The organism is Dietzia sp. IBK-p2-16D, assembly GCF_057773085.1.
In genome coordinates this window covers 62,464-82,978 of sequence record NZ_JBYMTL010000005.1, presented here as the reverse complement: position 1 = coordinate 82,978, position 20,515 = coordinate 62,464, and the positions used below count along the sequence as shown (strand labels likewise).

19 protein-coding genes are annotated in these 20,515 nt (G+C 72.1%); 8 read left to right on the top strand and 11 right to left on the bottom strand.

The window, feature by feature from the left end; translation table 11 throughout:
• Positions 1–42: 42 nt before the first annotated feature.
• Complete coding sequence (locus AC3DE3_RS11740) at positions 43–1,371, top strand: amidase (protein WP_488370101.1); 1,329 nt, start codon at positions 43–45, stop codon at positions 1,369–1,371.
• Between the two features lie 82 nt (positions 1,372–1,453).
• On the opposite strand, the gene AC3DE3_RS11735 is transcribed toward AC3DE3_RS11740, so the two are convergent.
• Both AC3DE3_RS11735 and AC3DE3_RS11730 read right to left on the bottom strand, forming a co-directional pair.
• Positions 1,454–1,690, bottom strand: a complete 237-nt coding sequence (locus AC3DE3_RS11735) for a DUF1059 domain-containing protein (RefSeq protein WP_260486612.1) — start codon at positions 1,688–1,690, stop codon at positions 1,454–1,456.
• A gap of 89 nt (positions 1,691–1,779) precedes the next feature.
• A complete protein-coding gene (locus AC3DE3_RS11730; protein WP_260486611.1) occupies positions 1,780–2,616 on the bottom strand; it encodes a sigma-70 family RNA polymerase sigma factor in 837 nt (278 codons plus the stop codon).
• A 174-nt stretch (positions 2,617–2,790) separates the two neighbouring features.
• Between AC3DE3_RS11730 and AC3DE3_RS11725 the strand changes: the two genes are divergently transcribed.
• Both AC3DE3_RS11725 and AC3DE3_RS11720 read left to right on the top strand, forming a co-directional pair.
• Positions 2,791–2,955, top strand: a complete 165-nt coding sequence (locus tag AC3DE3_RS11725) for a hypothetical protein (RefSeq protein ID WP_260486610.1) — start codon at positions 2,791–2,793, stop codon at positions 2,953–2,955.
• A gap of 192 nt (positions 2,956–3,147) precedes the next feature.
• Positions 3,148–3,312, top strand: a complete 165-nt coding sequence (locus tag AC3DE3_RS11720) for a hypothetical protein (RefSeq protein WP_260486609.1) — start codon at positions 3,148–3,150, stop codon at positions 3,310–3,312.
• 102 nt (positions 3,313–3,414) lie between these two features.
• Here the strand turns inward: AC3DE3_RS11720 and AC3DE3_RS11715 are convergent, their stop codons facing one another.
• The 4 genes from AC3DE3_RS11715 to dacB form a co-directional block, all read right to left on the bottom strand.
• Positions 3,415–4,950, bottom strand: a complete 1,536-nt coding sequence (locus AC3DE3_RS11715) for an acyl-CoA synthetase (RefSeq protein WP_488370100.1) — start codon at positions 4,948–4,950, stop codon at positions 3,415–3,417.
• Positions 4,951–5,043: 93 nt separating this feature from the next.
• On the bottom strand, positions 5,044–5,601 hold the full coding sequence (hpt, locus tag AC3DE3_RS11710; protein ID WP_260486607.1) for a hypoxanthine phosphoribosyltransferase: 558 nt from the start codon (positions 5,599–5,601) through the stop codon (positions 5,044–5,046).
• A complete protein-coding gene (gene tilS, locus AC3DE3_RS11705; protein WP_488370099.1) occupies positions 5,602–6,630 on the bottom strand; it encodes a tRNA lysidine(34) synthetase TilS in 1,029 nt (342 codons plus the stop codon). It abuts the gene before it with no gap.
• On the bottom strand, positions 6,617–8,011 hold the full coding sequence (dacB, locus tag AC3DE3_RS11700; protein WP_260486605.1) for a D-alanyl-D-alanine carboxypeptidase/D-alanyl-D-alanine endopeptidase: 1,395 nt from the start codon (positions 8,009–8,011) through the stop codon (positions 6,617–6,619). The genes tilS and dacB overlap by 14 nt, the downstream gene beginning before the upstream one ends.
• Before the next feature lie 211 nt (positions 8,012–8,222).
• Between dacB and AC3DE3_RS11695 the strand changes: the two genes are divergently transcribed.
• Complete coding sequence (locus tag AC3DE3_RS11695) at positions 8,223–8,735, top strand: inorganic diphosphatase (protein ID WP_260486604.1); 513 nt, start codon at positions 8,223–8,225, stop codon at positions 8,733–8,735.
• A 123-nt stretch (positions 8,736–8,858) separates the two neighbouring features.
• Here AC3DE3_RS11695 and AC3DE3_RS11690 read toward each other — a convergent pair whose 3' ends face one another.
• The 3 genes from AC3DE3_RS11690 to AC3DE3_RS11680 all read right to left on the bottom strand — a co-directional run bounded on the left by AC3DE3_RS11690 (position 8,859) and on the right by AC3DE3_RS11680 (position 10,968).
• Entirely contained in the window at positions 8,859–9,722 is an 864-nt protein-coding gene (locus tag AC3DE3_RS11690) for a crotonase/enoyl-CoA hydratase family protein (RefSeq protein WP_488370098.1), read from the bottom strand.
• Between the two features lie 35 nt (positions 9,723–9,757).
• A complete protein-coding gene (locus AC3DE3_RS11685) occupies positions 9,758–9,967 on the bottom strand; it encodes a PspC domain-containing protein (RefSeq protein WP_260486601.1) in 210 nt (69 codons plus the stop codon).
• A 146-nt stretch (positions 9,968–10,113) separates the two neighbouring features.
• A complete protein-coding gene (locus AC3DE3_RS11680; protein ID WP_488370097.1) occupies positions 10,114–10,968 on the bottom strand; it encodes an SDR family oxidoreductase in 855 nt (284 codons plus the stop codon).
• 67 nt (positions 10,969–11,035) lie between these two features.
• Between AC3DE3_RS11680 and AC3DE3_RS11675 the strand changes: the two genes are divergently transcribed.
• The gene (locus tag AC3DE3_RS11675; RefSeq protein ID WP_488370096.1) at positions 11,036–14,884 is read left to right on the top strand and encodes a Pls/PosA family non-ribosomal peptide synthetase; all 3,849 of its coding nucleotides are present in this window, start codon (positions 11,036–11,038) and stop codon (positions 14,882–14,884) included.
• A gap of 13 nt (positions 14,885–14,897) precedes the next feature.
• On the opposite strand, the gene AC3DE3_RS11670 is transcribed toward AC3DE3_RS11675, so the two are convergent.
• Both AC3DE3_RS11670 and AC3DE3_RS11665 read right to left on the bottom strand, forming a co-directional pair.
• Positions 14,898–15,209, bottom strand: coding sequence for a winged helix-turn-helix domain-containing protein (locus AC3DE3_RS11670; RefSeq protein ID WP_488370095.1), 312 nt, complete (start codon positions 15,207–15,209; stop codon positions 14,898–14,900).
• Positions 15,206–15,598, bottom strand: a complete 393-nt coding sequence (locus AC3DE3_RS11665) for a hypothetical protein (RefSeq protein WP_488370094.1) — start codon at positions 15,596–15,598, stop codon at positions 15,206–15,208. The genes AC3DE3_RS11670 and AC3DE3_RS11665 overlap by 4 nt, the downstream gene beginning before the upstream one ends.
• A 222-nt stretch (positions 15,599–15,820) precedes the next feature.
• Here AC3DE3_RS11665 and AC3DE3_RS11660 point away from each other — a divergent pair, with 222 nt between their 5' ends.
• Genes AC3DE3_RS11660 through AC3DE3_RS11650 form a run of 3 tightly spaced genes read left to right on the top strand, consistent with a single transcriptional unit; the run spans position 15,821 to position 20,512 of the window.
• The gene (locus AC3DE3_RS11660) at positions 15,821–17,218 is read left to right on the top strand and encodes a M1 family metallopeptidase (RefSeq protein WP_488370240.1); all 1,398 of its coding nucleotides are present in this window, start codon (positions 15,821–15,823) and stop codon (positions 17,216–17,218) included.
• Complete coding sequence (locus tag AC3DE3_RS11655; protein ID WP_488370093.1) at positions 17,196–18,545, top strand: polysaccharide biosynthesis protein; 1,350 nt, start codon at positions 17,196–17,198, stop codon at positions 18,543–18,545. Before AC3DE3_RS11660 ends, AC3DE3_RS11655 begins: the two co-directional genes overlap by 23 nt.
• Positions 18,542–20,512, top strand: coding sequence for an arabinofuranosyltransferase (locus AC3DE3_RS11650; RefSeq protein WP_488370092.1), 1,971 nt, complete (start codon positions 18,542–18,544; stop codon positions 20,510–20,512). Before AC3DE3_RS11655 ends, AC3DE3_RS11650 begins: the two co-directional genes overlap by 4 nt.
• Positions 20,513–20,515: the final 3 nt, after the last annotated feature.

The following is a 20,515-nucleotide window of genomic DNA, read 5'->3' as shown; positions in this document are numbered from 1 at the left end:
ATCGCCATGGGCGGACACGGTCACCGTCGTACGATCGTGACCGTGACCACCGACCCCCTCTCCGCCGCCGAGACCGCCGAGGCCGTACGCACCGGCGCCGTCGGCGCGCTGGCCACCCTCGACGCGGCGTTCGACCGGGTGGCCGACCTCGATCCGTCGGTGCGCGCCTTCACCACCCTGTTGCGGGCGGATGGTCGCGCCGCCGGGGCCGCCGTCGACGCCACGGCCCCGGCGGAGCGCGCGGCGCTGCCCCTGGCCGGGGTGCCGCTCGCGATCAAGAGCACCGTCACCCTGGGAAACCCCGTCGTCGCTCCGCTGCTCGCCGCGGGCGCGGTGCCGGTGGGCATCACCGCCGCACCCCAGTTGTGCGCCTGGGGGATGACCGACTCCGACGCCCACGGCATCACCCGCAACCCCCGCGACCTCGCCCTGTCCGCGGGCGGGTCCTCGGGGGGGTCGGCGGCGGCCGTGGCCTCCGGCATGGTCCCGCTCGCGGTGGGCGACGACGGGATGGGATCGCTGCGCATCCCCGCCGCAGCCTGCGGGATCGTCACCATCAAACCCGGACCGGGCGTCGTGCCGACCCGTCTGTCCGGCGACAACTGGGGAGGCCTGGCCGAGTCCGGCCCGCTGGCCAGGACAGTCGCTGACGTCGCGCTGGCCCTGTCGGTGATGGCCGGCCGACCGGAGCTCGCGGACATCGGCCCCGTGCCCGGCGGGACGCGCATCGGCCTGTCCGTGACCAGCCCGATCCGGCTCGGCCGCGACCTGGTGCGCATCCACGAACCCTGGACGCGCGCGGCGCGGGAGGCCGCGGCGCTGCTGCGGGCGAGCGACCTCGTCGTCGTCGACACCACCCTGCCCTCCCCGTCCGACCCGGTCCTCTACCTCGCGCGCTGGACCACCGGCGTGGCACGGGCGGCCGAGGAGGAGAACCTGCCCCTGTCCGCCATGGAGAGGCGTACCCGGCACCACGCCCTGCTCGGCCGGACCGTGTTCCGGCGCGGCGGCGCGTCCGACGGGGACACCCGCTGGAACCGCGGTGTGGAGTCACTGCGCGCCGAGGTCGGCCGGGCGATGGACTCGGCGGGCGTCGACGTGTGGCTCACCCCGTCGCTGGCGGACGTGCCTCCCGAGGCGACCGACTGGCACCGGCGGTCCTGGGGCCGGTCGCTGTGGGCGTCGATGCGGTTCTCCCCGTTCACCCCGCTCGCCAACGTGCTCGGGTGGCCCGCGGTGTCCGTCCCGTGCGGAACCACCCACAGCCCCCTCGGCCGGGCCCTGCCCACCTCGGTCCAGCTGGTGGGCAGGCCCGGCTCGGAGGCCACACTGCTCGCGCTGGCGGCCGTGATCGAGGCCGGCGGGCGTTAGGGCGCGGGTCGGCGGGCGCGGCCCGGGCGGGCCGGGCCGGGCGGGCCGGGCCGGGCGGGCCGGGCCGGGCGGGCCGGGCCGGTCAGTCCTCCGGCAGCTCGGCGAAGCGCTTCTTGACGTCCCGGTACCACCCGAGTGACTGGCGCGGCCGGCGCCAGCGGCTCTTCATGTCCTCGCGCGCGGGGACGTGGGCCTCGTCGCCCGCCCCGACCCGCTCCTTGAGGTGGGCGTCCTGGGCGTTGATCACGTCGTCCGCCTTCTCGCCGCGATGGGCGAGGTCACACGGGCCGCCCAGGTCCTTGCAGGTCATGGTCTTCATGGCACTTGATCCTCCCGGTCGAGAGGCGCGCGGGGTCGCGTCGCCTCACCCTGATGACGAGCGCCGCGCCCCGGGTGTGACCGGGTGGCTCACCTCGGCTCCCCGTCACGACGCCGGCGGATCGAGCCGAGCACGTCCGGGTCCGCGCGGAAGTCGATCCGGCGGACCACCCCGTCGAGGACCCGGAAGTCGAACGCCACGCGGGCCACGCCACGGTCGAACCACGCCGCTCCCGGGCGGTCGCGGACGAACACCGGGAGCGCCGACGCCGCCGCGCCGTCGAAGAACCCGGCGACCGCCTCGCGTCCCTCGATGCGCGCGGGCGTCCCGAGGCCCACCGCGAGCGGGTCGCCCACCACCTCGACGTCCGGCGCGAGGAGCCGGAGGAGTCGGGAGAACTCGCCGCGTCGGGCGGCGGCGAGGAAGGCGTCGACGACGAGCCAGTCCGCCCGGCCCGCGCCGGGACCCGCCTCCGCGATCTTCGCGCGCGCCCTCGACGCGTGTTTGCGGGCCGCCGCCGGCGAGCAGTCGAGGACGGCGGCGATCGTGGCGAAGTCGACCGAGAACGAGTCATGGAGGACGAACGCCACCCGCTCGGCCGGGGTGAGCCGGTCGAGGACCACGTGCAGCGCCGACCCCATCGACTCCGCCAGGAGGGCCTCGTCGGACGGGCCGGGGTCGGCGCCGGGACGGTCGGTGGGCTCGACGGGCGGCGGCACCGCGGCCTTGAGCCTGTCCAGGCACAAACGGGTGACGACGGTGGTCAACCAGGCGGGGAGGGTGGTGATCGCGGAGGCGTCGGTGCGCGCCAACCGGAGCCACGCCTGTTGCACCACGTCCTCGGCCTCCGTCGGGTCACGGAGCACGTGCGCGGCGATCCGGACGAGCCGGGGACGTTCACTCTCGAACTCGGAGGTCCTGTCCACCTCGACAGTGTCCCCCGTGCGCCGTCGATCCGACGGCGTGACGGGAGTCTTCGCGATCCCCCGGACCCGTGGCGGAGCCCTGGTTAGCATCAGGCCAGCGCCGCTCCCGCGGCGCGACCGTCCACCTCTCGCCAACCGGCACCCCCACCGGGGCGCCGTCAGGAAGGAACGATCATGGGAAGCCTGGGAATCCTCGCCGCCGGCTCCGCCGAGTTCGCCCTCGACTCGGGATCCACCCTCGCCGACATGGGTAGTCGACTGCCGTCGCTGCTCCTGCAGTTCGCGGACATGTTGTTCAACGGGATCGCCGGTGACCTCGTCTCCAGCGTCGGCGACTGACGCCCGGTAGCCGCCGCGCAGGGACCGACATCATGGCGTTTTCCATTTTCGCCACGAGCCTTGACTCGCCCTGATAAAGAGAGCATCATCTTCCGCGAGGGAAGTGATCTCCATCACTTTTTCGCGGTTTCGTCACTCTGGAGAACCGCTCTCCGGGCCGCCCCTCGTCCGGCAAGGGAAAGGACCATCACCATGGGTAGTCTCGGAGTATTCGCCGAAGGTTCCAGTGAATTCGCGCTCGATTCGGGATCAGTCCTGCTCGACGCGCTCACCACTGCACCGTCGTTCCTCCTCAGGATCCTCGGGATGATCGGATTCGGCACGTCGTTGGATCTCACGGCGAGTGTCGGCGACTGAGCCGACCGATCGGGGGGAAGAAGACCATCAGCTCGTTCGCGATACGCGGAGAACCGTCGACCACCGGTCGACGGTTCTCTCGTTGTGCGTAGACGCCCCGGCTCAGACGTACTGCTGCACGATCCGGCGCTTGACCAGCTTGCCCGTGGGCGTGCGGGGCAGCTCGTCCACGAAGTCCAGGCTCCGCGGGATCTTGAAGTCGGAGATCGTGCCCCGGAGGGAGGCCAGGAGTTCGTCGGCCAGGCCCGGGTCGCCGGCGCGATCGGCGGCGGGCACCACCACCGCGTGCACCTTCTCCCCCATCTCCTCGTCCGGGATGCCGATCACCGCCACGTCCGCGACCGCCGGGTTCATGACGAGGGCGTTCTCGATCTCCTGCGGGTAGATGTTGACGCCGCCGGAGATGATGGTGAACGCCTTGCGGTCGGTGAGGTAGAGGAAACGGTCCTCGTCCAGGTAACCCACGTCGCCGAAGGTCGCCCAGTTGGGGTGGTCGGGATGGAAGACGGACGCCGTCTTCTCCGGGTCGCCGTGGTACTCGAAGGTCCCCTCGTCCTGCTGCCAGTAGATGGTGCCGATCTCGCCGGTGGGGAGCTCGTTGCCCTCCTCGTCGCAGATGTGGGCGATGCCCTTGAGCCCGTCGCGCCCCACCGAACCGGGATGGTCGAGCGCCTCCTGCGAGTTGATGAACGTGATGCCCATGCCCTCGGTCGCCGAGTAGTACTCGTGGATCACCGGGCCCCACCACTCGATCATCCGGCGCTTGACCTCCGGTGGACACGGGGCGGCGGCGTGGATCGCGTGGGTCATGCTGGAGACGTCGTAGCGCGCCCGCGTCTCCTCCGGCAGCTTGAGCATCCGCACGAACATCGTCGGCACCCACTGCGAGTGCGTCACCCGGTACTCCTCGATCAGTCGCAGCGACTCCTCCGCGTCGAAGCGGTCCATGAGGATCACGGTCCCGCCGACGGAGTTGACCACGCCGCAGAACCGGAGCGGGGCCGCGTGGTACAGCGGCGCGGGGCACAGGTAGACGCTGTCGGCGTCGAAGGCGTACAGGAAACTGAACACGGGGGTGTAGACGTCGGGCACCTCGTCGATCTGCCCCTCCGGCGGGTCCACACGCACGCCCTTCGGCCGGCCGGTGGTGCCGGACGAGTAGAGGAAGTCGTGGCCCCGGGGCTGGTCGGCGGGAGGATCCGTCGGCTTGCCCTCGAGCAGGCCGCGGTAGTCCTCGAAGCCCTCCAGCTCGCCACCGAAGACCACCCGGTGCTCGACGTCGGAATGGGCGCCCGGGGTGAGGTCCACGTGGTCGGCGACCGGAGCGGAGACGAACAACGCCCGCGCCCCGCAGTCTCCGATGATGTACGACGACTCGTCCGCGGTGAGGTGGTGGTTGATGGCGGCGATGTACAGACCCACGCGCAGCGCGGCCCAATAGATCTCGATCATCTCGAGGGTGTTGTCGGAGACCACCGCGATCGTCTCGCCGGGGCGCAGGCCCCAGTCGTCGGTCAGGACGTGCGCGAGCTGCGCGGAGCGGGCCTCGAGCTCGGCGTAGGTGATCTGCTCGCCGGTCGCGGGACGGATGACGGCGGGCTTGTCGGGGGTGGTGGCGGCGAAGGTACCTGGGAACATGTCGTCAGGTTAACCGCCCGACGTGATCTAGATCACGATTTAGGCAGACACGTGTCCAGAAGTCCGGAGAACCCGGATCGAGACCGCGGCGGATCAGGAGTACATGCGCGGATGCAGTTTGCCGATATACGGCAGGTCGCGGTAGCGCTCGGCGAAGTCCAGGCCGTACCCCACCACGAACTCGTTGGGGATGTCGAACCCGATCTCGAGGATGTCCAGGTCCGCCTTCACCGCGTCGGGCTTGCGCAGCAGGGTGACGATCTCCAGCGACCGCGGGTTCCGGGTGCGCAGGTTCCGCATGAGCCAGGACAGGGTGAGGCCGGAGTCGATGATGTCCTCGACGATGATCACGTCGCGGTCGGCGATGTCGCGGTCGAGGTCCTTGAGGATCCGCACCACGCCCGAGGAGCTGGTGGAGGACCCGTACGAGCTGACGGCCATGAACTCCAGCTCGGAGGGGATGGTCAGCGCCCGGGCGAAGTCGGAGACGAAGATCGCCGCACCCTTGAGGACGGCGACCAGCACGACCTCCTTCTCGGAGTTCGCGTAGCGCTCGCCGATCCTGGCGCCCATCTCGACGATCCGCGCGCGGATCGCGTCCTCGTCGAGCAGCACCGACTCGATCTCGTCGGCGTACTTGTCCGTGGTCATCTACGTCCCCGCTCCGCTAGCCCGGTCGTTCTCCACGACCACCTTTCCACGTCGACGCCGGGCGACCAACCTGGCCGAGGGCCCCGCTCCACCCGCGTCCCCGGGGCCGGTGCCACCGACCGCCACCCCGCCCTGCCCGCGCCAGTCCGTGACGAGCGCGGCCACCGCCGTCAGGTGCGCGTAGGTGGGTGAGGTGATCCCCCGATCCCGCAGCCAGTGCCGCAGGACACGGGTCAGGACGGCGGCCGGCAGCGGCTCCAGTCGGCTCACCTCCAGGGCGCCGTCCGGGCCGACGGGCACGGCGCGGGCGAGGCGGTCCAGCTCGTCGTCGTCGACCCCCAGCAGCGTCGCGGTGCGCGCCAACCCCTCGGCGACGCCGCCTCCGAGCACGTCCTCGAGCAGCGGCAGCACCTCGTGCCGCAGGCGCACCCGCGTGAACGACGAGTCGGTGTTGTGCGGGTCGTTCCAGACCTCCAGGCCCAGGTCACGGCACGCGTCGCGGGTGTCGACGGCGCGGACGCCGAGCAGCGGTCGCCCCCACGGCGCGTCCCACGCGGCCATCCCGCGCAGCGAGTGGGCACCGGAACCACGCCCCAGGCCCAACAGGACGGTCTCGGCCTGGTCGTCGAGGGTGTGGGCGAGCAGCACGGGACGTCCCCGGCGCGCGGTGTCGAGCGCGGTGTAGCGCGCCGTACGGGCGGCGGCCTCGGGGCCGGAACCGTCGGAATCCACGACGACGACGAGGACCTCCGCGGACGCACCGAGCCCGCGTGCCGCGGCGGCCGCGTCCCGGGCCACCGCATCCGAGCCCTCCTGCAGTCCGTGGTCGACCACGAGGGCGGTCACGACGGCGAACTCGACGGCGGCCGCGGCGGTCAGGGCCAGCGAATCCGCTCCCCCGGACAGCGCCACGCACACGTCGTCGCCGACCTCGGGGTGCGCACGGCGGAAGGCCCGCACCGCCGCGCGCACGGCCCAGGCCGGTCCGGTCCAGTCCCCACCGGGCCGAACGGGGTCAGCGGCAGCCACAGGCGCTGATCTCGGCGGCGATCCGGTCGAGGACCGGCCGTGCGACGGCCGGGTCGGTGCCGGAGGACAGGAGGGCGAAGCTCATGGTGCGGCCGTCGGCGCTGGTCACCGAGCCGGCCAGCGTGCTCGTCCCGGCGAGGGTGCCCGTCTTGGCGCGCACCCAGCCGGCCCCGGCGGCGGAGGGGCCGGTGAATCGGTCGATGAGCGTCCCCGACCCGGCCGCCACGGGCAGGGTGTCGAGCAGGTCCCGCATCTCGCGGGTGGCGTCGGGGGCGGACGCGGTGCGCAGGACGTCGGTGAGGACGGCCGCCGAGATGCGGTTGCCGTTGCTCATCCCGGAGCAGTCGTCCAGGCGGACCCCGGACATGTCCAGACCGCGTTCGGTGAGGGTGTCGAGCACGGCGGCGGTCCCCGCGGCGAAGTCGGCGCGGGCGTCCGGATCCCGGTCCAGGGCCACCTCGCGGCAGATCGCCTCGGCCAGCACGTTGTCCGAGTGGACGAGCATCGAGCGGAGGCGCTCGGTGAGCTCCGCCGACGACACCCGGCCCAGTTCGCCGGTCGTCTCCACCGATTCGGACGCGACCCGTACGCGCTCGGGGTCCACGCCCAGTTCGCGGGCCAGGGCCCTACCCGCCGCGAGAGCGGGTTCGCCCGAGCGGGGCGAGTACTCGTCGGCCGGGTCGAGGCGGCCGGAGTCGAGCATCCACGCGTCGACGGGTGCGATGTTGCCGGCCGCTATCTCCGAGGGTGGCCACCCGGGACCCAGTCTCGGCCCGGTGTACGGACCCGGGTCCACCACGATGCGCGACGGCGTGACCCCGGCGGCACGGACGACGTCGGCGGCTCCCACCAGGGTGGCCGCGTCGGGGAAGAGCGGCCCGGGCTCGGCGCCCCCGGACATGGTGGGGTCGCCGCCGGGGACCACCACGAGGGTGTCCGGCTCGGCGCCGGTGGCCAGGACCGTGTCGACACGGGTGTCACCGGGCAGTCGGGTCAGGGCGGCGACCGCGGTGAGCAGTTTGGTGGTGGAGGCCGGCACCTTGGCGTCGCGCGGGCGACGCTCCCACAGCACCTGGCCCGTCGCGTCGTCGACCACGCTGGCGGTGAGGTCGCCGACGGCCGGGGACGTCGCGAGCGGGCCGAGGAGCCTTGCGAGCGCGGCCGGGTCGGGCAACGGCGCCGTCCCGTCCGCGGCGTGGAGTCCGGGGTTCAGCTCCGTCGTGGTCTCCGCCGGGGCGTCGACGACCGCGCGGACCTCGTCCTCGACGTCCGTGAACAGTGCCGCCGCGACGAGTCCCGCGACGAGGAGTACGACGACGACGAGGACGACCCCGCCCCGCCACACGAGCCCACGCCCGCGCCACACTCCGCGCTCGGTCACTCGTGCCCACCCTCCCGGACGCTGTCGCCTCCGCTGTCACCGCCACCGGCCGGTGCCGGTGGTCCCCGGCTCCTGCCGGGTGCATCAGACCCACGCTAGCGGCCCGCGTGACGGCGGCCACCCCCGGAGCCGGGGCGGCCTACTAGAATCGGCCCGGATTGTCCGGGAGAGCCGTCCCGGGTCCGGAGAATGACGATTTGTGAGGTAGCCCGTGACCGTCGAAGTGACCATCGAGATCCCCAAGGGTTCGCGTAACAAGTACGAGATCCACCACGAGACCGGCAAGATCTATCTCGACCGTTTCCTCTTCACCTCGATGGGCTACCCGGCCGACTACGGCTACATCGACGAGACCCTCGCGGACGACGGCGACCCCTGCGACGCCCTGGTCCTGCTCGACGAGTCCGTCTACCCCGGCGTGATCGTCAACTCGCGCGTGGTGGGCGTGTACACGATGTCCGACGAGGCCGGTGGCGACGACAAGCTGCTGTGCGTGCCCGCTCTGGACCCGCGCTGGGAGCACATCCAGGACGTCGACGACGTCCCGGACTTCGAACTCAAGGCCATCGAGCACTTCTTCCTGCACTACAAGGACCTCGAGCCGGGCAAGCACGTCACCCCGGGCGAGTGGCGGGACAAGGCCCACGGCGAGAAGCTGGTCGTCGAGGGGATCGAGAACTTCAAGAAGCACCCCGAGGAGAAGGCCGAGCCCTTCCGCGGCTGACGCCGTCAGGCCCGGCCCTTCCGCGGTCGAGAAGACAGTTCCGCACACATCGCCCGGGAGGCGGGTGTGCGGAACTGTCTTCTCGTCGGACGGGGGGCGGATTGCCGGGTCCGGCGTGCGCGGTCAGCGGCCGGTGTAGCGCGCCTCGCGCTTCTCCAGCGTCGAGCCGATGGCCTCCATCATGTCCGCCGAGGCCAGGAAACCGGCGTTCCAGGTGGCGACGTAGCGGTTGGACTCGTAGATCGGACCCTCGATCGCCCGGTTGAGCACCTCACGGGTACCGCGGACCACCAGCGGCGGGTTGTCCGCGATCTCGGCGGCCGTCGCATGGGCCGAGTCCAGCACGCCCGCGGCGTCGTCGGCGACGTGCGTGACCAGGCCGTAGCGCAGCGCGGTCTCCGCGTCGATGTCGCGGCCGGTCAGCGCCAGCTCGCGGGTCAGCCCGGAGCCGATGATGTACGGCAGGCGCCCGAGCGACCCCATGTCGGCGACGATCCCCACCTTCACCTCGCGGACCGAGTAGCTCGAGTCCGCCGAACCGTGGCGGACGTCGCAGGCGGAGATGAGGTCCATGCCGCCGCCGATGCAGCGGCCCTGGATCGCGGCGACGGTGGGCGTCTTCGCGGACGCGACCGCGTCGACGGCCTGACGCATGTTCTCCACGAAATCCAGGATGCGCTCGTTGCGCGAGGCGTCCGGGGTCGTGTCCTGCGGCAGGAACTCCATGAACTGCGGCATCATCGCCATCAGGTCCAGGCCGTAGGTGAAGTTGCGGCCCTCGCCCGCGAGGACGACGGCGCGGACCTCGGGGTCGGCGTCGAGCTCGGCCATCACGCGGGGCATCTCGGCCCAGAAGTCCGGACCCATCGCGTTGTTGCGCCCCGGGCCGATCAGCGTCACCTGAGCGACGTGCGGGTGCCGTGCGCCCTTCTCGATGCGGACGGAGGCGTACTCGCCGGGGGCTGCTGAGGTGTCTGGAGTGCTCATGGACTCAGCCTGCCACGTGCCCCTCGGGCGCGGTCTCAGGAGGCACGGGAATCGGGCATGACGAACCACAGGATCACGTAGATGAGCAGCTGCGGGCCGGGCAGCAGGATCGAGGCCACGAACAGCACGCGGACCAACGCCGGGTCGAGCCCGAAGTAGTCGGCCAGGCCACCGCACACACCACCGATCCAGCGGTCGGAGGACCTGGTCAGGCGCTTGGCTCGGGAGTCCGGGAAGTAGGTCATGACGTCACACCTCGTCGTCGTCGGGAAAGGGGGATCGGGGACCTCTCCCCGGTGACCTCCACTCTCCCCCCCGAGCACCCGCTCCGCATCGGGGAAAGACCCGATTCCGAGACCCTGATGCGGCATCGGGGTGCTGCCCCCGAGGGTCAGGTGTGGAACTCGCCGCAGTCCACCGTGAGCGTCTGGCCCGTGACGGCCGAGGCGGCGTCCGAGAGCAGGAACAACACCGGGTCGACGATCTCGCGCTCGGAGGGCAGTCTGCGCAGATCCATCTTCTCGGCGGTGTGGGCGTAGACGTCGTCGACCGTGCCGCCGTACTTGGTGGCCAGGTGCTCGAAGTAGGCCTTGAGGGTCTCGCCGTAGATGTAGCCCGGCGCGACGGTGTTGACCCGGATGCCGCGCGGGCCGAGTTCGGTGGCCAGCGAGTGGCCCAGCGCGACCAGGGCGGTCTTGGCGATCTTGTATCCCGCGTACCGCTCCCGGGAGTGGTGGATCACCGCGGACGCCATCATGACGACGGACGCGCTGGCGGGGGCGGGGGCGGCGGGTTCGGTGGTGGCGGCGGCGGAGCCAGCTGCGGTGCCGGTGGCGGGAGCGGCGCCGGCCTCGAGCAGCGCGGTGAACTCCTGGGTCGTGCGCAGCGCGCCCAGCACGGACAGATCGATGCCACGGGAGATCTGCTCGTGGTCGGTCTGCGCGAGCGGCTTCATGCTGGGCACCGCGAACGCGCTGTACACGAGCCCGTGGACGGCATCGGTGTGACCCTCCACCGTCTCCCGCAGTGCGCGCACCGACTCCGGGTCGGTCGCGTCCACGGCCGCGGCGATCGCGCTTCCGCCAGCCGCACGAACCTCGTCGGCGATCTCGACGACCCGCGACTCCGTCCGCGCGGCGACGACCACCATCGCCCCCTTCGCGGCGGCCTGCAGGGCGAGCGTGCGACCGAATCCCGGCCCCGCCCCCACGATCACGATGGTCTTGTCACTCAGGCTCTCTGTCATCCGACTCACTTAACCAGCCCCGGGTGACCGCGGCGGGCAGTTCACCTACGCGGGATACGATCCGCACGTGGCCACCATTGGAGAGCAGTATCTTCGCAGCTCATACGCCGCGGAGCCCCGGACACTCCTCGACGTGTTCGGTGCCGCGGCGACCCGCCACCCCGGGGCTCCGTGCATCGACGACGGCACCCGGGTCCTGACCTACGACGAGGTCGCGCGGACGATCCACGCCTCCGCCCGGTGGATGCACGAGCAGGGGGTGGGCGCCGGCGATCGGGTGGGCATCCACATGCCGTCCGGCTCCGCCGACCTCTACCTGGCCATCCTCTCCACCCTCGCCGCCGGCGCGGCCTATGTCCCCGTCGACGTGGACGACCCCGCCGAACGCGCCGAGCTGGTGTTCGGACAGGCGCAGGTCGCGGCCGTCTACAGCGCCGACGGGATGCTCGTCACCGACCCCGACCGACCCGCCGACCCCACGCGGCACCGCGGCCCGACGGTCGACGACGACTGCTGGATCATCTTCACCTCCGGCACCACCGGCCTGCCCAAGGGCGTGGCGGTGACGCACCGCAGCGCCGCCGCGTTCGTCGACGCCGAGACCCGGATCTTTCTGCAGGGCGCGCCGCTGGGCCCGGGCGACCGCGTGCTGGCGGGGTTGTCCGTGGCGTTCGACGCCTCCTGCGAGGAGATGTGGCTGGCCTGGGCCCACGGGGCGTGCCTGGTGCCCGCGCCGCGCGGAGTCGTGAAATCCGGCCTCGACCTGGGCCCGTGGCTGCGGGACCGCCGGATCACCGTCATCTCCACCGTGCCGACCCTGGCCTCGATGTGGCCCGACTCGATGCTCCGCGACATCCGGATGGTGATCCTCGGCGGCGAGGCGTGCCCGCCCGAGCTGGCCGCGCGGCTGGCCGGCGAGGGGCGCGAGGTGTGGAACACCTACGGCCCCACCGAGGCGACCGTCGTCGCCTGCGCCGCCCCGCTGGACGGCCGCGGTGAGGTGTCGATCGGGCTACCCCTGGACGGATGGGACCTCGCGGTGGTCGACGCCGCCGGTCAGCCCGTCGCGTACGGCGAATCCGGTGAGCTGGTGATCGGCGGCGTGGGGTTGGCCCGCTACCTCGATCCCGAGAAGGACGCCGAGAAGTACGCGCCGATGGGGACACTCGGATGGGACCGGGCCTACCGGTCCGGCGACGTGGTGCGACTCGAGGCGGACGGCCTGTACTTCACCGGCCGGGTCGACGACCAGGTCAAGATCGGCGGGCGACGCCTCGAGCTGGGCGAGGTCGACACCGCCGTGTCCGCGCTGCCCGGCGTGAGCGCCGGCGCCGCCGCGGTGAAGAAGACCGACGCCGGCCAGCCCGTGCTCGTGGCCTACCTCGTCGCCGAGGACCCCGGCGGCTTCGACCTCGCCGACGCGGCCGGGCGCCTGCGCGAGCACCTGCCCGCCGGCGTGGTGCCGCGCCTGGCCCTGGTCGACGATCTACCGACCCGCACCTCCGGGAAGGTCGACCGCGCCGCCCTGCCGTGGCCGCTGGCACAGACCTCGGCCGCCGAGTCCGAGCTCGACGGCATCGAGGCGTGGGTCGCCGAACTGTGGTCGGCGGCCCTCGGGGCCGACGTCTCCGGGGTCGACGAGGACTTCTTCGCCCTCGGCGGCGGATCGCTGGCCGCCGCGCACGTGGTGGCCCGGGTTCGCGAACGCTTCCCCTCGGTGACGGTCGGCGACATCTACGACCGCTCGCGCCTCGGCGATTTCGCCGGGTTCCTGGACGAGCTCGAGCCCGAGGCCGAGGTCGAACCGCGGCACGTCCGGCCCGTCGGCCGCGGCGCGCAGCTCCTGCAGGTGCTCGCCACGATCCCGCTGCTCACCCTGACCGGCCTGCAGTGGCTCACCTGGGTGGGCATCGCCAACAACGCCGCCGCCGCGCTCGGGCTCGCCTGGGCGCGGCCGGTGTCGTGGTGGGTGCTCGGGGTCCTGGCGGTACTGCTCCTGCTGCCCGCCGGCCGCATGCTGGTCACCGCCGGCCTGTGCCGGGTGCTCACCGCCGGAGTGACCCCGGGGATGTACCCGCGGGCGGGGTCGGTGCACCTGCGGATCTGGGCCGCCGAGCGGTTGGTCGAGGTCTCCGGGGCCGCCAACCTCGAGGGTGCCGGGTGGCTCACCCCCTTCGCGCGGTTACTGGGGGCGCAGATCGGACACGGTGTGGACATGCACACCCTCCCGCCGGTCACCGGCCTGCTCCGGGTGGGCGACGGGGCCTCGATCGAACCCGAGGTGGACCTGGCCGGGTACTGGATCGACGGCGACATCGTGCACGTGGGTTCCGTCGAGATCGGCGAGAACGCGGTGGTGGGCGCCCGGTCCACCCTGCTGCCCGGCGCGGTGGTGGGCCGCGGGGCACATGTGGAGATCGGCTCCGCGGTGGTCGGCACGGTCAAGGCAGGCAAGCGCTACGCGGGCTCCCCCGCGCTCAAGCGCGGCAAGCGGGGGTCGAGCTGGCCTGCCGAGCCCGCGCCCCACAACCGGGTCTGGAGCCTGGTCTACCAGTTCTCCGCCGTGGCGCTCGGTGCGATGCCGCTGGCCGCCCTGCTCGCGGGTCTCGCTCTGGTGGCGTGGGGAGCCCGCGGCGCCGGCGGCCCGGGCGAGCTGGTCCTGCACGTCGTGCTGTGGTCGGTCCCCGCCACGCTCCTCGCACTCGCGGTCTTCGCCGCGGCCACACTCGTCGCGGTCCGGGTGCTGTCGATCGGGCTGAACCCCGGCTTCCACCCGGTCCACTCGCGGATCGCCTGGCAGGCGTGGTGCAGTGAACGCCTCATGGACGCCGCCAGGAACTGGCTGTACCCGCTGTACGCCTCGATGCTCACCCCGATCTGGTTGCGCCTGCTGGGGGCGAAGATCGGCAGGGACGTCGAGGCCTCGACCGTGCTGCTCATCCCCGCACTCACCACCGTCCGCGACGGGGCGTTCCTCGCCGACGACACCATGGTCGCCCCGTACGAGCTCGGCTCCGGATGGATGCGGCTGGAGCACGCCCGGGTCGGCAAGCGCGCCTTCCTCGGCAACTCCGGTATCGCCTCCGCCGGCCGGAAGGTGCCCGCACGGGGTCTCGTCGCCGTGCTGTCCTCCGCACCGCAGAAGGCCAAGAAGGGCACCTCGTGGCTGGGATCCCCGCCGCAGAGACTGCCGCGAGCCGTCGCCGACACCGACGACATCCGCACCTACCAGCCGCCACGCCGTCTCAAGGTCGCCCGCGGGGCGTGGGAGACCCTGCGGCTGATCCCCGTGTGGATGTCATTCCTCCTCCTGCTCAGCGTCCTGGTCGTGCTGCAGGAGATCCACCTGGAGTGGGGCTTCGGGGTGGCCGCACTGACCTCCGGGCTGACGCTCGCCTACGCGGGGCTGGTCGCCCTGGTGGTGGCCGTGCTGGCCAAGTGGATCCTGGTGGGTCGCATACGTGCGGGCGAGCAACCGCTGTGGTCGTCGTTCGTGTGGCGCAACGAGGTCGCCGACTCGTTCATCGAACTGTTGGCCGCGCCGTGGTTGGCCCGGCCCGCGACGGGCACCCCGGTGATGAACGCGATGCTGCGCCTCCTGGGTTCGCGCATCGGCCGCGGCGTGTGGTGCGAGTCGTACTGGCTGCCCGAGGCCGACCTGATCTCCCTCGGCGACGGCGCCACGATCAACCGCGGCTGCGTGGTCCAGACCCACCTGTTCCACGACCGCATCATGCAGATCGACCGGGTGACGATCGAGGCCGGGGCAACACTGGGGTGCCACTGCGTCGCGCTGCCGGCGTCATCCATCGGAGACGGTTCCACGGTCGGTCCCGCCTCGCTGGTGATGCGCGGCGACCGCATTCCGCCCGGCACCCGCTGGCAGGGCAACCCGATCGCGCCCTGGAGGGGGTGAGCCGGTAAGCGGGTCAGCCGCCGGCGATCGCGCGCAGCGCCGCCAGGTGCGACTCGTACGCCTTACGACCGTCCCGGGTGAGTGAGAGCCACGTGCGGGGGCGCTTGCCGACGTAGCCCTTCTTCACCTTGACGTACCCGGCCTTCTCCAGAACCGCGACCTGCTTGGACAGGGTCGAGTCGGTCACCTCGACCGTGTCGCGGATCCGCGCGAACTCCGCGTCGTCGACCCCGGCCAGCGCGGCGACGATCGAGAACCGCACCGGAGCGTGGATCACCTCGTCGAGCCGATGCCGGGCGTGCCCCGCCGAGGGCTCGCTCGTCACGCGACACCCCGCCGCGCGATCACCGAGGCGGCGACCAGTCCGGGCAGCGCGACGGCCACCGCACCGAGGAGGTACCACCAGGCGGTGAGGCCGAGCTCCGTACGGACGACGTTGAGCCCGAAGACGACGGGCAGGATCATCACCCCGGCGCCCAGGATCCCCCACAGATACGCCCGGTTGGCGCCCCGGGGACTGGCCTGGCGCGCCCCCATCTGCCACCACACGAGCCCGAGGATGACGACGACGTAGGGGATCACCATCCACGGCGACAGCATCATCAGGACGGTGCCCAGGCCCATCGCCACCGACACGGCCGCGGTGAAGCCCGCGTACACCCGGCGGTCGCGGCGGGAGTCCACCGGCCCGTACCCCTCGGCATGCGCCAGCATCCGCGAAGCCTCTGCCCGATCCACCGGATCCGATGTGTGGTTCTGCGTGTCCATGGCGGCACCGCCCTCTCCGCTCCCACCGGGCCGTCCGCCGGGGCACTGCCGCCAGCCTATGCAAGTACTTTCCTACTTGGCAAGTATTTTCTGAAACCCCTCGGCGAGCCGCTCGGCGGGCGCCTCGGCACCGGCCCCCGGTCCTCTAGACTCGCGCGGGTCATGGAATTGAAGGCAGTCAAGAGAGACCTCGTCGCCAGAATCGCGGCCCCACGCACCCCGTCGGGCTCCGACCCGGTCGATCCCTACCTGCCCGGCGCCGGCAATCACGGGTACCGCGTCACGCGCTACGAGCTGGACCTGAACTACAAGGTGAGCCCCAACAACCTGCGTGGCGAAGCGGTGATCACCGCGACCGCCACCGAGCCGCTCGAGACGATCCAGCTCGACCTCTCCCCACACCTGACCGTGTCCAAGGTGCTCCTCGACCGGGGCCGCATCACCCGCTACACCCGGCCCCGCGACAAGCTCTCGATCACCCCGGCCGAGCCGCTCGCCGTGGGTTCCGCGTTCACGCTGACCATCCGCTACTCCGGCAACCCGAAGCCGATCCGCGGCGCATGGGGCGAGGTCGGGTGGGAGGAGCTGACCGACGGTGTCCTGGTGGCCAACCAGCCCAACGGCGCGGCCAGCTGGTTCCCCTGCGACGACCATCCCTCATCCAAGGCCCCGTTCCGCATCAGGCTCACGACCGACTCGCCGTACCGCGCCGTCGTCACCGGTGCGCTCGTCGGCAAGAAGCGCAGCGGCAGCACGACCACCTGGGATTTCGACCTCCCGTACCCCACCTCCACCTACCTGGTCACCGTCAACCTCGGCCGGTACGAGCACCTCGAGGCCACCGACGGGCCGGTCCCGTTCCACGCCTTCCTCCCCGCCGACCTCAAACGCGGATTCAAGGAGGCCTTCGCCCGGCAGCTCGAGATGCTCACGGTCTTCTCCGATCTCTTCGGCCCGTACCCGTTCGACAGCTACAAGGTCGTGGTGACCGACGACGAACTCGAGATCCCGCTCGAGGCGATGGGCATGTCGACGTTCGGCCGGAACACGTGTGAGGCCGCCGGCCGACCGGACTCGGACGAGCGGCTCATCGCCCACGAGCTCGCGCACCAGTGGTTCGGCAACGCCGTCACCGTCGCCGAGTGGAAACACATCTGGCTCCACGAGGGTTTCGCCTGCTACGCCGAGTGGCTGTGGACGGAATTCTCCGGTGGCGTCGACGCGGGCAGCCACGCCCTGCGCTACTACTCCAAGTTGCAGGACTCCCCCCAGGACATCCTCCTGTCGGACCCCGGGCCCGAGGACATGTTCGACGACCGCGTCTACAAGCGCGGTGCCCTCACCCTGCACGCGCTGCGCCTGACGATCGGCGACGACCGCTTCTTCGACCTCCTCCGCGCGTGGGTCGCGAAGTACTCCGGCAAGACCGTCACCACCGCCGACTTCCTCCACATGGCCGCCGACCACACCACCCTCGATCTGCGCCCGCTGTGGGACGCCTGGTTGTTCTCCGAGCCCCTGCCGCCGACCCTCGGTATGCCCGATGACGACACCGGCAGCCGCTGAGCCGACGCCCACCACCGGCCGCGGGGCCGCGGGCGGGATGCGGGCACTGACGCTGGCGACCCTGTTCGCCGCGGCCTCCGGGTACCTGGTGATGCTCGTCGCCGGCCGTGCCCTCGGCCCGGCCGACTATCCGCTGTTCGCCACCTACTGGGGTGCGTTCTTCGCCCTCGGCGGCGTCGCCAACGGGCTGATGCAGGAGGTCACCCGAGCCGTCCGCTCGGCTCGTGAGGGCGACACGTCGGCCCCCGGGGTCGGCAGCGGGCTCGGGGCCCGCGCCGGGGGCCCCGACACCGCCGGTGCGCGGCCGCCGCGGTCTGACGTCCGGTTGCTGCCGGCCGGGCTCGCGCTGGGCCTGGCCCTCGCGGCCGCCGTCGCCGTGAGTGCACCGGCCTGGCCCGCGCTGGGCCTGCCCACGTTCTCCGGTGTCGGCGTCGCCATCATGGCCTTCGGCATCCTCGGCTTCACCCTCCAGGCCGCGACGGCGGGCGCCCTGTCGGGCACCGAACGCTGGGGTCTGTACGCGGTCCTGCTCACCGTCGACGCGGCGCTGCGCCTGGCCGTCGCCGGGGTCGCGTGGTGGCTCGGCGACGCCGGGCTCGGGTTCGCCGTGGCCACGGTGGCCGGTGCCGTGACGTGGGCACTGCTCATCGCGCTGTCCCCCGCCACCCGCGACGCGCTCTCCTCGGCGGTCGACGCCGGTCGCCGGCGCTTCTGGCGCAACACCGGTGCGGCGATGCTCGCCTCCGCGGGGACCTCGGCACTGGTCACCGGCTTCCCGCTGTTCGTCACCGCCACCGTCCGGGCCGACGACCCGGCCCCGCTCGTCGGCGCGGTGATCCTCGCCATCACCCTGACCCGCGCGCCGTTGCTCGTGCCGCTCACCAGTTTCCAGAGCGCGATCATCGTCTACTTCGTCCGACGTCGCGCCCGTGGACCGCGTTCGCTCGCCACGCCCCTGGGCCTGGTCACGGCCGTGGGGATCGTGGGAGCGGGAGCCGCGTGGCTGGTGGGACCGTGGTTGATCCGCGTCCTGTTCGGCGGTGACTTCGAGCTCCCCGGCGCCGTCCTGGCCGCCCTGACCGCCGCGTCCGTGGGCACCGCCGCCCTGATGGTGACGGGCAATGCGGCGCTGGCCTTCGATCGGCACCTGCTCTACAACTCCGGATGGTGGGTCGCGGTCATCGCCGCGGCGGTCCTGCTCGTCGCGGTCCCGGGTGCGCTCGACGTGCGCGCGGCGATCGCGCTGCTCGCCGGCCCCGGCGTCGGGGTGGCGGTCCACGTCGTCGGCCTGGTCGCGTCCTCCCGCCACGGGGAGCCCGCCGGATGACCGACGCCCGCCTGCTCGCCCGCCGTGCCGGCGAACTCCTCGCCGCCCTCCTGGTCGCGGCGGTGGTCGGCGCCCTCACGTTCGCTGGAGTCGACGCGCTGCCGTTCGTCGAACCCAGCTGGCTGCCCGAGACGTTCGGTGCGACCCTCGCTGCGGGGGTCGTCATCCTCACCGGGTGGCTGCTGCTGCGCAGGGCCACGAGCGGCCGGACCCTGTGGCTCCTCGGCACCGCCGGGCCGGCCTTCCTGGCCTCCTCCCACCTCGGCCTCCTGCTGAACGGCACGCCGCACTACCTGTTCGGCCTCGGCGGCGACCAGCTCAACCGCGTCGCCTACGTCACCCGCTTCGCCGACTCCCCCGCCCTCGCCGACCCCTTCTACGCCGACGCCGCGCCCTTCTATCCGCCCCAGTGGTTCTGGGTGGGCGGTCAGCTGGCCCGGATCGCGGGCGTCGACGGCTGGGAGTTCTACAAGCCGTACGCCATCGTCACCATGGCCATCGCGGGCGCGATCGCGTTCGTCGCCTGGCGCTGGCTGGTGCCCACGCGTCTCGCGGTCCTGTTCGGGCTGGTCACCGCGGTGGTCGGTGTGCACACCAATGCCTACGAGCCCTACTCGTGGATCCTCATCTGCCTGCTACCGCAGGTCGTCGTGGCGACGTTCCTGCTCTGCGCCCGCGCCGCCGCGCGGGCGCACGACCCGGACGGTGGGCGGCCCACGTGGCCGCTGGTCGTGACGATCGGTGTGTACCTCGGCTGGGCGGCGCTCGGTTACACCCTCATCGCGGGTGTCGCGGCGCTGATGGTGGGCCTCGTCGTCGTCCTCCATTCCTGGCGGTACCGCGCCGACCGAGCGGTGGTCCGCGCGCTACTCGGTCGACTGGCCGCCATGGCCGGGATCTCCGCCGCGATCGCGCTGCTGTTCTGGCATCGATTCCTGCTGGCCGTCCTCGGTGGCGCCGAGACCGAGTCGTCGGTGGCCAACGACTTCGCGCCCGAGGTCGCCTCCCGGTGGCCGCTTCCGATGTTCGAGGTGTCCGCCGCCGGGCTGCTGTGTTTGATCGGCGTCGTGTGGCTGGTGGTCACCGTGTGGCCCGCCCGCGCCGACCTCGCCGCCGAGCGGGTCGCGGGATCGCTGCGAGCGCGGATCGGGACGAACCCCGACGCCGACGTGGTCCCCGACCACGACGGCCCCCTCCCGCCGACCGACCGCACGCTCGTCCTGGCCCGGGCCCTCGGACTGGCGACGGTGACCGTACTGGGGTGGTACGTGCTCTCGGGGCTGCGGGCGGTCACCGGCAGTACGCTGCTGCCGTTCCGGATGATCCCGGTCATCACGCTGGTCCTCGCCCTGGCGGGAGTCGTCGGCGCGCTGACCCTGGCCCGGTGGGCGGTGCACACCTCTCCGGACAGGTCCCGTGGCCGGACCCTCGCCGCGGCCGTGGTCGTCGCCGGTCTCGCGGCCGTGCAGATAGTGCAGCACGTGTCCGAGGAGGACGCGGAGTTCGCCGCCGCGGCCCGCGCGTTCCCCGCGATGCCCCGCGACGTGCTGGACGCGGTGGACGACCTGACCGGCGACCGGGTGCCCTCGGACCTCGTCGTGCTGACATCGGATCCGACCCTCTACGCCTACCGCCCCTACTTCTCCTTCCAGGCGCCGGCCCAGGCATACGCGACGCCGGCCGGTCGGTACGAGGAGCGCCTCGATGAGATCCGCCGGTGGGCGGAGACCGGGACCCCCGAGGAGCTGACCGAGGCACTGGAGTCGAGCGTGTTCCGCAGCCCCGACGTCCTGGTCCTGACCCGCGAGGGGTCCCGGCGCTGGGTGCTGTCCGTCATGGTCAACCAGATGCCGCGGCCCCGGAACAACTCACGCGAGGAGATCGTCTTCCGGCCGCGGCAGTTCGATGACCCCACCAGGTTCGACGTCCGTGAGGTCGGGGAGCGGATGGTGATCGTGCGCCGGTGACGC

Coding starts and splice junctions, on each gene's coding strand:
- AC3DE3_RS11735 (WP_260486612.1), bottom strand. CDS start 1,690: ATGAAGACCATGACCTGCAAGGACCTGGGCGGCCCGTGTGACCTCGCC.
- AC3DE3_RS11725 (WP_260486610.1), top strand. CDS start 2,791: ATGGGAAGCCTGGGAATCCTCGCCGCCGGCTCCGCCGAGTTCGCCCTC.
- AC3DE3_RS11720 (WP_260486609.1), top strand. CDS start 3,148: ATGGGTAGTCTCGGAGTATTCGCCGAAGGTTCCAGTGAATTCGCGCTC.
- AC3DE3_RS11715 (WP_488370100.1), bottom strand. CDS start 4,950: ATGTTCCCAGGTACCTTCGCCGCCACCACCCCCGACAAGCCCGCCGTC.
- hpt (WP_260486607.1), bottom strand. CDS start 5,601: ATGACCACGGACAAGTACGCCGACGAGATCGAGTCGGTGCTGCTCGAC.
- AC3DE3_RS11690 (WP_488370098.1), bottom strand. CDS start 9,722: ATGAGCACTCCAGACACCTCAGCAGCCCCCGGCGAGTACGCCTCCGTC.
- AC3DE3_RS11685 (WP_260486601.1), bottom strand. CDS start 9,967: ATGACCTACTTCCCGGACTCCCGAGCCAAGCGCCTGACCAGGTCCTCC.
- AC3DE3_RS11680 (WP_488370097.1), bottom strand. CDS start 10,968: ATGACAGAGAGCCTGAGTGACAAGACCATCGTGATCGTGGGGGCGGGG.
- AC3DE3_RS11665 (WP_488370094.1), bottom strand. CDS start 15,598: ATGCTGGCGCATGCCGAGGGGTACGGGCCGGTGGACTCCCGCCGCGAC.
- AC3DE3_RS11655 (WP_488370093.1), top strand. CDS start 17,196: ATGACGACACCGGCAGCCGCTGAGCCGACGCCCACCACCGGCCGCGGG.
- AC3DE3_RS11650 (WP_488370092.1), top strand. CDS start 18,542: ATGACCGACGCCCGCCTGCTCGCCCGCCGTGCCGGCGAACTCCTCGCC.